The sequence below is a fragment of the Paraburkholderia sediminicola genome (genome assembly GCF_046026895.1).
In the GTDB taxonomy this organism is placed as follows: Bacteria; Pseudomonadota; Gammaproteobacteria; order Burkholderiales; family Burkholderiaceae; genus Paraburkholderia; species Paraburkholderia sediminicola_C.
Genome location: NZ_JAQQEU010000131.1, coordinates 1 through 10659, shown reverse-complemented (window position 1 = coordinate 10659; position 10659 = coordinate 1). Strand labels below are relative to the sequence as shown.

Genomic DNA, 10659 nt, shown 5'->3' with positions numbered 1-10659 from the left:
TACTTTCATTACTTTTCCAGTGTTAATCCGCTAATTCAATTTTGCGCGCCGTGCGCACTCCCAATCGCGGCGGTGTACGGGCGATTCCCCATGCGTCGAGCAGTCCATCAAACGAGGGAGCCGGGGCGTTCTTAAGGATCGGTAGCGCCTTTCCGGTCAGCCGATACTGAACTCTCGCGGCCGCGCTAGCACCGGGCCGCTTAACTCGTTCCAGCACGCCATGCCGGACACCATACTGGACAGCGTCAGAAGCATCCCGCGAATTCATAACGCCGTTGGCCGCGATCTGCGATACCGTAGCTGGCTGATGTTCACGCAACCACTGAATGAGTTTATGCGCGTTGTCGTGTGCCTTCATGACTGCCCGTCTCCGTATGTTCAGTTCCGCCCAGCTTTTCCGTCGTTAATTATCGAAGCGCATCACAGAAGCGGGACGTTCAAGCTTGTCCCTTTGATATGCAGTTCTGTGCTGCCGTAATCTACGAAGCCGACGGTCGCGTGATCGAGGCCATTTTCACGAAACCAAGTCGCCGCCGCGTCCTGCATACGATTCATAAGGTCGACGACCTTATGCCATTCCGGGTGTCCGGAATCGTCACCGGTAGGCGGGAAGCCGTCTGAAATCTTTGCCTCGGCGATCTTCTCCAAAATCGCCCGGGCTTCTTTGCTGTCGACTACGTGCCCGCTTTTTTCGCCGTCGCTCAGCCCGTCAATCATTTTCCTCAGCGCGACTGACGCGAGGAAGCGGACGAAATATGCAGGTGGCTCCGTGGTCACGCTGGCTGTCTCGACTTTTGTCAAACCGGCAACGAGAGTTGCGTCAACGGCTGACTGTCGGGACGGGAAACCAGACACCCACTTCCCGTGGGAGTTTTTGTAGACGTATGTTGTTTCCTTCATAGCCTTTTCCGTTCAGTTTTTTGCCTAGGCCACGCGGCAACGCTGCCTGTCGACTTTGCTCTCGCAAAAAATCATTTGAAGCCCTTGACGACCGTGACGGAGTAGTAACCAGGGAAATTCGCTGACCGAGTAATTTTCACCACGCCTTCATTTCGCAGATCGTCAGGGACAAAATAGTAGGTCCCATCTGCCGAGGGTTCGACGAAAAGGGGCGCTGGGGAACTATCCCTAGGTCGCGACTCAGAGCCGACAGTCGATGTCAACTGGAGCGAGCCGCCCCTCACTCCGAGAAATATGTAACGCCGGTAGAAAGTTTCTGCGCCGATCTTCATAGTCAATAACAAGAGATCGTCGCCTGGAATGATCTGCGGTTTCCATGCCAATTGGAGCTTTCCGGTAGGCATGACGATGCTAACCACGCTGAGTCCAGTTGCCAATCGGTTCGTTGACCCCCAATCTCCAGCGAAGCTGTATGAGCAGGCAACAAGGGAGAGGACTGCAACGATAGTTTTCATAGCAAGCTTTTCCTATGCATCGCTTGTATCGATTGTTCGCACCTTTCGCTCTTGCCGAACAAACGGAGCGGCTGTTGCTGCGACCAACAACGTAAAGCGAGCTGCGCCCGACATCACCTCACCATGGTAGATCTCTTCGCACAGGTCCAGCAGGTCTGAGACAAGCCCGTATTCACAACCGGCATCCGTGAACGTTCGCACCATGGCTGCAACCTCGTCGGTTATTCGGAGCTCTGACTTTGCTACCGGTGCCGACTGGAACGACTGATTCACACCAAGTTGAATGTCTTTAAGAAATGCTGCACTCGATTCATCTAGACCAGTGTTCGGCACGGCTAATTCCATTAGGACACGCAGGGTGCTTTCGAACCAAGCCCTGCCTTGCCACGGCCCGTCGTGGATGGCTGCCATGTAGTCGATCGCACGAGAAACTATCTGCCAATCCCCACGTTGTTCTATCGCCCATTCCGCATGCTCTTCGGCGACTGAAGTAAGTTCAGTCGCCAAGCTATCAACCAGGTCATTGGATGCAGCGCCCTGCCGCCACAGCACAACTCGAAGAAATCGGAGGCACGCGTAATGCAAGCCTCGCCCCCATGGTCGTTGGAACTGAGGAGATGCTGTTGAGTCTTTCGGTCCGCTCATATCGCTTCCAGTTTTCCGCTGTTTCACTCGTTCAGACTGCTTCCCATTCGTCCATGCCAGGATGGACTTCAATGCTCACCCACGTACCTTGTGCGTCTTGCCCGGTCCCAAAGACGAAGATTTTGAGCGGGATGACCGGAGGTGAGATCTGATCGCGTCCGCGGTGACCGTGCCACATGCACCGGATTTGGTCCGCTGCGGCAGCAGTGATCTTGACTTCCCTCACCTCCTTCGGAGGGGCATACAACCCGAGCTCGATGCCATAGACCTCGCTGTGTGCGATCGCAGCACTCGCGAGTTGCTTCTTCAAACCTTCTATGTCCGGCAGGCTGTTCCAGCGCTCCGGAACAAGTGACGTGAAGTTCAAGCAAATTACCTTGTGCAATTTATCCTCCTCAAATCGGGATCGATCCAGACCTCGCTTTGCCGGGTTTTCCTTCCTAGAACGGTACTGCATCATCGCCGGTCGGCGGAACCACATCACGATCAGCCGACGCGTCATCCGCCGACGCGGCCAACTTTTCATAACCAGTGATCGCTCGCAACTTCATTTCCTCAACTTGAGCCGCAATCGCAAACAAGCTCATACCGATCGAAGGGGCATTGAGCCGACCGAGCAGATCAAGATCGCGCTCCTTCATCGTTTGCGACGTGAGGAGCAGGAATGCGAGTGCAAACGCCAACTCTTGCCGGTCCGGATGCGCTAAGGACTGCTCTTGTACGGCTGCCAGATACCGATCAACGGTGTCCTCTGCCTCGAGAGCTTGCGCAATCGAGCGTTCGTCATCGGCTGGCTTCAGCTCGCGCTCCATACGCGCGATCAAAGCCTTATGGGCCTCACGGATTTTGACCAGATCAGCGCTCCGCGTGCTCATGTTGGTTTTCCGACCTTTAGGCCGGCTCCTTTCTCTCGTGGAGCGCAAGCGGACGCGACCGCACATAATCAGCCGCGAACTTCAAGGCGGCGTCTCGCCATTTATTGTGCCCAACATAGCGCGGATGACTTGTTCTGTAGCAAAGTGCTCGTCCGACGCGGAATTGCCAAAGGCAACGCGGCTCTCTTACCAAACTTTCAGTCCGATCGGGGAAGTAGTTATGCAAGAAGCGATCATACGCTGCGCCAGTAGTGAAGAGGATCACATCTGGATCTGTTACGGCGATATGGGCTCGAAGTAAATGCTGTGATAGCGCTTGAATACGGTCAAATGCCTCTGCTCCTGTCGGCGATCTGCCGGCGTGACTTACGCAAAAGAGGTTCGCCCAGCCGACAGCGACGTCAGCTTCGGGTAGTTGGATGTGCATCGACCGCTTCACTTGGCGCAGAAACTGAAGGAATTTGTGGCGCTGAGGCGGGCGATTCAAACACCTTGCGTGCGACTGCATCGACTCAAGCACAGCGTCGATTGTGGGCACTTTTCCCTGCTTAAACTTGCATTCGTTGTTGCGCCATGCTTTCGTTTCCATCCCGACAACGAGTAGACGGTGCGGAGCGTCGGCAAAGTCCGTTGGAACAGTGGGAAGGAAAACGCCCGAAAGTCCCGGCGCATCTCGGAAGACTGCGGCGAGGTCACTGTTAGACAGAATGTCGAGATACCTGTGCGCCAACGCAAGTGCGTGGCTGTCGGTCTGGCTGCTCGTGGAAGTTTCACCCGTTCTCATAGTCTGCTAGTTGTTTTTCGTGCGACTCAAGGCCGGATCTCACGATGAGGGGACAGCTCGTCCGCGAGTTTTTCAATCGCACGGACGCCGGCTCGCATTTTCGCCACAGCAGATGGGTTCGCGGAGTGGATCCTGATCACCGGTGGAACGAATCCTCGAAGCGCGACCGCTTCCTCGATCCAGACGATGACGTCGTAACCCGTTCCGCGCGCGTCATCACCCAGGTCATGGTCCAAACTGAGTTCGGTGACGCCCCCTGCTTCGAGCAGCCGGATCGCGTCGGACGGCCAATACACTCGATGCCAGCCTTCCGGTGTGGGGCGCTCGTCATCAAGAAACAGTTTCATGGCCTTCTGCCTGTTTTCCATTGCGCCCGCCACGCGCCAGCTTTTCCTATGCTTTTATGCCGCCGCCTCAATCGCAGTTGGCTTTCTGCTCCGAACCGAATGTAGCGCGAGTCCCTTTGAAAGGTCCGGCCGCCCAGCGAATCCTGGAGTTAGGACCATTTGCGTTGCCGATTCGTGCTCAGATTCTACATATGGTCGTTGACTCAGTTGTCGGTCGGATCAGTCATTCGCGGCGCATCGTTGACGCGCTGCTTGGCTTGCGCTATTCGCTGGTCCCGCGACCCTCGTTGTCTTGCTTGTCACATGCTGTCTCTCGTTTTCCTGTGTGGGCCGCCCGACAGGCACGAGCGCTTTTCCGCTTTACTTGATTAACCGCAAGCCAGCCGACTTAGCGGCCTTCGCGTCGAACGTCGCTGTGTACTCGCAATGTGCATCATGACAAGCGCGCTCGATCAGGCAGTCCGCGAAATCGGCCTTCGAGGAAGTGAACACGCGAAGGGCTTTCCAAACTGTTTCGGCAGCTTCGACGCTCAACTCCTTAGTTCGAAGAAGGCCCTCAACCACCTTTGCAATCTGGTCACGATCGGCCGCGTACAGGCTGGAGAGAACCCACACGACTTCGACTAGGGCAACCTGCGTTACGTAGCCGGGTGCGTCAACCGTCAGCGATTCGATCAGCGTACTCGCCTTCGGCGATTGCGCTGCATCATCCTGGGCGATGTAGCGGACTAGGACGTTTGTATCGAGACCGATCATTAAGCACCGGCTCCGCGTGCGGCGATGGCAGCATTCATATCTTCAACGGACACAGGCTTGGCCGGCTTCCCTACAAGTCCCTTGAGCGATTCCACGGATTTTGTCGCGGGCACCAACTCGTAGCGACCGGTGGTCTCGTTGAGGACGAATTCGATTCTGTCGCCGGTTCCCAACCCTAAATCGCTCCGAACGCCGACTGGAATCGTGACCTGACCCTTTGACGTAATTGTCGCGGACGCCATGATATTCTCCTTGATTTAACTATTCCTTACTTTAAGGTAAGGAGATGAAGAAATCAAGATATGAATGCGGTTTTTAGTCCCCTGTCCCGGTATATCGGCCGCTCAAGCACAAACTTCAATGCAAGCCGACGGATGCGGCTATGAAGATTGCTCAGGTCGCCCCACCGCCGCTATCGGACGACGCGAGGGCGGCGATCAAAGTCATTCTGGACGATTTGCCCATGACACTTACCGGCGTCGAAGTCTACCGAGAGCGAGCGTTGAGATTACGGACGGGAGAGTGGCTGCTGAACCCCAAGCAATACATGGCCCTAAAGATCTGCTCGGAGAAGGCAATTAGCGTCCCGTGAGGTGATGTTGTTCCATCCGCCCCCAAATAATGCCCTGTGCTGTGGCAATCCAGCCAGCCGGCCCATTCAACTTTGCTTTTCGGAAACGCGAACTAATTTTCTCGGGGCGGCGAAGCTGAGGCAACGGGCCAGTGACTGGCAGACGTATCGGGCGGTAGTCGGCCAAGACCGGACGCTCGACGTGCCGGGCTAGATTGCCGACAATCATCACCTTTTGAGGAGGCGAGTATGCCGGTAGTCCGAGACCGGCCATTCGAGCGGGTTTGTCATAAAAACTTGCACACGCGTTGCAGCGGTAGCGGCATTACTTTTCTCGCCAGTACACGCCTTCGCTCAATCCACGCACCGCTGCGCTCTCACCTACGAGAGACAGCGGGCTTTTTTTTTTGGGGCTCATCGGCGATCGCCGCAGGACGCTGTTGATACAGCAGCGTTGCGGTGGGCGACACACCGTAACGCAGTCTTGCTACGTGGCACCCCGCACGAGCGGCATCCCCGGTCAATGATAGCGTTCTGCGGCAGCCAGAATGCCGCGGCCTATTCCACCAGCGAGGAGTACGCTGCCGTCAGGCAGCAAGGTGGCCGTGTGCTGCTCACGGGCGCGGCTCAGACTCAAGAAACGTCAGGTGCTGATCCCCAGCACATCCTGCGCCCCGCGGCGGGACGCAGCCCTCGCGGTATCCTCAAGCGCATCCGCGAACTCACTGAACACCTCGTCCCCGGGGTGGGCGTTTCGCAGATCGTTCGCCAGCGCATCGAGTTGGACTACGTCAGCCGCGCTCAGCAGCACGGATCGCTCGGGAGTACTGTCGTCGCCCGTGATTGCGTCGAGGATAGATCCCTGGAGCGCGTCGAAGACATCGCCTACCGCTTTCGAATTGACGGAAATCACCGCGACTGACTTCGCACCAGCCGCGTTGGCGGCCGCGCGTACATCGTTGTACGGGAGGCTTAGGGCGGCCGCTCGGACCGCGTAAAACTCGACGATCACGCCCATCCGGAATGGCCCATCCATCTGAAGTCGGAGAACAGGGTTGTCGGCCACGCATCCTGCACGGACCGAGCGGCCCGGGATGCGGCAATCGCCGTCAGCGCCGCGGTCGGGAAGCCCACGAAGGAAGATGCGGTGACTGCACTGGCGCCCCCCCTACGTATGCGCTCGAGTTCCGCCTGAACTGAGGCCTCGACGGCCCGGTCAACCCTGTGTAGTGCCCTGCCGACCGCTTTGCCCGAACGTGTGAAATCTCCCCGGTTGACACGAATGGCCGCCGCCGCAAACGGAAGAAACCTGCCGATGCGCTCATCCGGTAGTTCCTGCCGGCGGCATGCGCCAAAGAGTGCCCACGCGTCGGACATTGCGGAATGGGGATCAAGATCGCTCGTCGCCGCGAGTATTCGCGCGGCAGCACGAAGAGCATCAGGCGTCTCGGGCTCGCGCGCGCCGCGCATGATCGCGGCGATCGTGGCTCGACGAAGGTTTGCCGGTCCGCCGATAATAGCCAGGCACAGGTCCACCAGCAGGGCTGCTGCAGGTACATCGAAGCTCGCGAGCAGTTCGTCCGTGGTTCCCTGGTACGCGGCAACTGCCGCGTGGAAGCGTGCGGCATCACGCAAGTAGTAGGCGGCGCCCATGTACTTCACCAGCCCGCGCTTCATCTTGAGAATCGGATCAGGGCGGTCCTGGCTCTTCGCGCTTGCCCGCGCGAAATCCACTCGCTCAAGCAGGGCTTCCGTTGATTGCATGTCGCTGCGACAGATATCCTGCGCTAGCGTGTCGAGGTTATCGCGTAGCATCACTGGCAATCGAACGTGTCCAATCGGGTAGTCTGCGCGCCGGCTTCAGAAACCTTCCCCCGCGCGGCAGCGTAGGCAAGGCGATCCTGTTCCCATGCGTCCATGATGATCTCGCCGGCTTGGCGGCGGGCTATCTGGTGTGGGGCATTGCCACGCTCGTTTCTCATGTACGCCGCACGGGTCACGGCATACTCGATCTGATTCTGCTTCACTTCCTTTAGGCCAAGATCGTCCAGCACACCCACGGGGCCTTTGACGCTACCGTAGGTGCTGGCGCCCCCTTTTGCCTCGCCGACCAGGACGAGTGGAGACTTGCACCCCGGAATCTCGATACTGATCATCACGTTCGCATTGTACGAGCCTCCCGGCTCGAGATATATGAGCGCGTTGCCTGACCTCACCGCCGTCCATCTCGCGGCTAGCTGCTGAGGGTTGGCGAGTATCGTCGTCGCGATATCCTGACCAAGCAGCGCGGATACTTCGTAAAGGAGTGCCACGATCCCGATCTCCTCCTGATATCGTCGCAGCGTAGTCTGCGAGTTCCCCGGCACGATCGCTGTGATCGCGTTAAGCGCACTCTGTGACCGCGCTGCGAACCCGGTAGCCGAAAGCGGGTTGAGCGCCTTGAAGGCAGCCGCGCAGATCGCCATCGCGGCCTTATGGAACGCCTCGGTGAGCTTAAATGCGATTCGGGCGGAGAACAGCGCATTGCGCGCATCTGTTGCCACCTGGATCACGTCCTGGCGACTCGCCTGCGCCCATTGCTCATATCGCGTACGCGCGTGGAGGATCTGCCGCGCATTGAGATCGTTTCTCGCGAGATCGGTTGAGCTGAGTTGCCCGATCAAAGCCTGGATTCTGGCGAGGTCCGAGCCCCCGCCACCGCCGGTGCGCGGATAGGTTGTGAGTCCGCCGCTCAAACGTCAGCCCCTTTTTCCGGTTGAGGTTGTGGTGCCGCCCATGCGCTATCTGGCCGCGGGATGATCAAACCGCCGGACGGCACTACCTGCGATGGCTTGTCCATCAACCGCTCGAGCTCTTCGAGCGAGTTCCAGATTCGCGGCGCGACCTCTCGCAGTTCTTCGTGCGAGAGGAAGTGCCTAGCGTTGCACGCTGTGACGAATGGTCTTCATGAAGGCTCCAGTGGAACAAGAGCCTTCCCCTGTGGGAGAAAGCTCCCATAGGGACAAAATAGAAAGGCCCGCTGGTGGGCCGGTCGATGCGCCTGTGGCGCAGTGGATTTCCATAGAGTAAGCCCACCGCTGGGGCCCGCTCCCGGGAAAAGATGCTGAAATTGTGGTGTCTATCGACCGAGGCTTGATGCTCTACTAAAGCCGATCACCAGCCGTCGATGGGGCTCGCCTCCGAAAGCGAAAACGCGGAATCGCGATCGCCATATCCGGTGCATCAACCACCACCCGACGAATGCTTTGTGTATGGTCGATACCAGCATCGGATACTTTGCGCGCCGCGGACAAATAAAAAGGCCGCCGGCGCGCTCCACTGGAAGCACGCGGCGGGCAGATTTCAGGTCGCTTGGTTTGCGCTCACCTCGGCACGCGCTGCGTCGCGAGCTTCGCGGGCATGCTGCTTGATGAACGCGTGGGCTTCCTCGACAGTCCAGTCGTCACCTTCCGACTGGGCCGCGATGACCGTCATCGCCTTGAGTAGGTCATCTCGCTGGCGCTCCAGCTCTTCTTTACGCTTTGAGATCCACTCGATCAACGAAATCTGATCGCGCTTCCAGTCGACGTCGTCGTGCGAGTACCCGAAACGCTCGCAGAGTTGTCGGTGGAAGTTCTTGAACTCGTGGTCGGGCGAATTATGACCGCCACTACCCGGCAATTTCCCATTCGTCATTCCGGGCGGTACGATCTGCACTGGCGCGTAATGCAGTACGCCGCTAACCGCGTTTGCCAGGATTGTGTTGTCGATCTCGCTGCTAAATCCGTCTGGCAGCAGGCGAATCCACACGCCGTCATTCTCATACACTGTCATGAGCTTGACGTCGTCTCCCGACGAGATATACGGAACCTCGACGCGATCGCCTTCTTTCAGGTTAGCGAGCCAGCCACGATGGACAACATCTGGCGTGGGCACCATTTTCTGACCCGCGACACAATCCGCCGTCCAGTCATCTTGAGGAAAATCCTCCTGCATGACATCGGTGACTTCGGCGACAAGATCGTGGCGCTTCGCCGCGATATAAGTGGCCAGGTCGCGTCTCGTTACGCCGTCAATGTTGCCTGACCGTACCGAACTGATGACTCGATACACATCTACCTTGCGCAACTCGCCGATCGAGTCAGCCGAGATCCTGATGTATTGCTCGAGATCGACGCCGTCACGCAGTTTGCAATCGGCAGCTTCGGAAGCCGAGGTGCCCGTGCCTGCCCTGTCCGTGAGGAGACGCGTGACAATCGTACCGTGTTCTGCTGCAGTGTTTTGCTTGCTCATGAACTGCTCCATAGAAGGTCGGAGCACGCCCCTACGGGAGCGTGTCCCGTAGGGGTTAAAGATCAATTTAGGAAAAGTGAAACTGCGATCAGGCCGCGTGTACGAACTGCCGGTCGATCACGACTGTGCCGGCGCGGCCGCCTGAGCTTTATTACCAGACACATCAGCCACCGACTGTTGCTCCCAGAGCAGGCATGCAAGTGCAAGCATTGCCCCGATCACGGTGGCGGTTGAAATCTGCTTCTTCACGATCGTCTCCAAATTTACGTGGAAAGCCCCGACTCCTTCGAGGATGGGGCTTTCCAGAATCAGGAAAAGGTTTTCGGATGCGAGGCCGGAGAGACCAGCACGCGGCCATCCTTGCGGAGGTTGAAGTCGCCCTGTTCGCCCCGCGGCTGGCGGACGAAGATCGCTGGCTTCGACTGGTCCAGGTGGGCCTACGATTTTCCATATGGGTTACTTTTCGAAAGGTAGGTGCGCCGCTTATGCGGCACGCGGTTCGAGAGGAATACTCGGGTTCACGGTCACCCAATTCCCGTCGACGAGAACGTCACGCAGGAGCGTGCCGTTCAGGACGTAGGTGTGCGTGGATCCGACGCGCGGATTACAGGGACGAACCGAAAGCGTCACCGTTTCGATTCGTGCAAGGAAATTTCGATTGGATTGCATGGCGTTCCTCGTTGAAAAACGGCGAGGGAACGCCCCTATGGGTTCCTATACCTTAATCACGCATTTTTGATGGGGCTAATGGTTTTCCGCTTTACCAGCGAGGGGTTGTACGCACTCTTGTGATGTATGTATGAATGCATCGTAAGACATGCAAACGCTAGGGATCGGTGTTTACACCGGTCCCTTCATTCCGACGGGTGCTCTGTTCGCCGAATTGGAGCGTGCACAATGACCACTTCGGACTGCGGATTCGACCGGCCGATTCCGACGGATCGATGGAACCGCTCAGCCGGCATGCGAAGTCGCAAGGCGGTCGACCGTAGCC

15 protein-coding genes are annotated in these 10659 nt (G+C 57.8%); 1 reads left to right on the top strand and 14 read right to left on the bottom strand.

Features of this window, described 5'->3' with window-relative positions; all coding sequences use genetic code 11:
- Positions 1 to 22: 22 nt before the first annotated feature.
- From PQR02_RS38385 to PQR02_RS38345, 9 genes are all read right to left on the bottom strand, one after another.
- Positions 23 to 358, bottom strand: coding sequence for a replication-relaxation family protein (locus PQR02_RS38385; protein ID WP_408243049.1), 336 nt, complete (start codon positions 356 to 358; stop codon positions 23 to 25).
- 62 nt (positions 359 to 420) lie between these two features.
- Positions 421 to 900 carry a hypothetical protein gene (locus PQR02_RS38380; protein WP_408243048.1) on the bottom strand — a complete coding sequence of 160 codons (480 nt, stop codon included), beginning with the start codon at positions 898 to 900 and terminating at the stop codon, positions 421 to 423.
- A gap of 71 nt (positions 901 to 971) precedes the next feature.
- Positions 972 to 1415, bottom strand: a complete 444-nt coding sequence (locus PQR02_RS38375) for a hypothetical protein (RefSeq protein ID WP_408243047.1) — start codon at positions 1413 to 1415, stop codon at positions 972 to 974.
- A gap of 12 nt (positions 1416 to 1427) precedes the next feature.
- The gene (locus PQR02_RS38370; protein WP_408243046.1) at positions 1428 to 1922 is read right to left on the bottom strand and encodes a hypothetical protein; all 495 of its coding nucleotides are present in this window, start codon (positions 1920 to 1922) and stop codon (positions 1428 to 1430) included.
- A 169-nt stretch (positions 1923 to 2091) separates the two neighbouring features.
- On the bottom strand, positions 2092 to 2445 hold the full coding sequence (locus PQR02_RS38365; RefSeq protein ID WP_408243045.1) for a hypothetical protein: 354 nt from the start codon (positions 2443 to 2445) through the stop codon (positions 2092 to 2094).
- Positions 2446 to 2500: 55 nt separating this feature from the next.
- The gene (locus PQR02_RS38360) at positions 2501 to 2935 is read right to left on the bottom strand and encodes a hypothetical protein (RefSeq protein WP_408243044.1); all 435 of its coding nucleotides are present in this window, start codon (positions 2933 to 2935) and stop codon (positions 2501 to 2503) included.
- Positions 2936 to 3745: 810 nt separating this feature from the next.
- Positions 3746 to 4066, bottom strand: coding sequence for a cyclic-phosphate processing receiver domain-containing protein (locus PQR02_RS38355; RefSeq protein ID WP_408243050.1), 321 nt, complete (start codon positions 4064 to 4066; stop codon positions 3746 to 3748).
- 360 nt (positions 4067 to 4426) lie between these two features.
- The gene (locus PQR02_RS38350) at positions 4427 to 4822 is read right to left on the bottom strand and encodes a type II toxin-antitoxin system VapC family toxin (RefSeq protein ID WP_408243043.1); all 396 of its coding nucleotides are present in this window, start codon (positions 4820 to 4822) and stop codon (positions 4427 to 4429) included.
- Entirely contained in the window at positions 4822 to 5064 is a 243-nt protein-coding gene (locus PQR02_RS38345; protein ID WP_408243042.1) for an AbrB/MazE/SpoVT family DNA-binding domain-containing protein, read from the bottom strand. Before PQR02_RS38345 ends, PQR02_RS38350 begins: the two co-directional genes overlap by 1 nt.
- 140 nt (positions 5065 to 5204) lie before the next feature.
- On the opposite strand from PQR02_RS38345, the gene PQR02_RS38340 reads away from it, so the two are divergent.
- On the top strand, positions 5205 to 5414 hold the full coding sequence (locus PQR02_RS38340; RefSeq protein WP_408243041.1) for a hypothetical protein: 210 nt from the start codon (positions 5205 to 5207) through the stop codon (positions 5412 to 5414).
- Between the two features lie 622 nt (positions 5415 to 6036).
- Here the strand turns inward: PQR02_RS38340 and PQR02_RS38335 are convergent.
- The 5 genes from PQR02_RS38335 to PQR02_RS38315 all read right to left on the bottom strand — a co-directional run bounded on the left by PQR02_RS38335 (position 6037) and on the right by PQR02_RS38315 (position 9914).
- Positions 6037 to 6411, bottom strand: coding sequence for a hypothetical protein (locus PQR02_RS38335; RefSeq protein ID WP_408243040.1), 375 nt, complete (start codon positions 6409 to 6411; stop codon positions 6037 to 6039).
- Positions 6402 to 7208, bottom strand: a complete 807-nt coding sequence (locus PQR02_RS38330; protein ID WP_408243039.1) for a hypothetical protein — start codon at positions 7206 to 7208, stop codon at positions 6402 to 6404. Before PQR02_RS38330 ends, PQR02_RS38335 begins: the two co-directional genes overlap by 10 nt.
- On the bottom strand, positions 7208 to 8128 hold the full coding sequence (locus PQR02_RS38325) for a hypothetical protein (RefSeq protein ID WP_408243038.1): 921 nt from the start codon (positions 8126 to 8128) through the stop codon (positions 7208 to 7210). The genes PQR02_RS38330 and PQR02_RS38325 overlap by 1 nt, the downstream gene beginning before the upstream one ends.
- Before the next feature lie 607 nt (positions 8129 to 8735).
- Entirely contained in the window at positions 8736 to 9665 is a 930-nt protein-coding gene (locus PQR02_RS38320; RefSeq protein WP_408243037.1) for a hypothetical protein, read from the bottom strand.
- A gap of 117 nt (positions 9666 to 9782) precedes the next feature.
- A complete protein-coding gene (locus PQR02_RS38315) occupies positions 9783 to 9914 on the bottom strand; it encodes a hypothetical protein (protein WP_408243036.1) in 132 nt (43 codons plus the stop codon).
- Positions 9915 to 10659 lie beyond the last annotated feature (745 nt).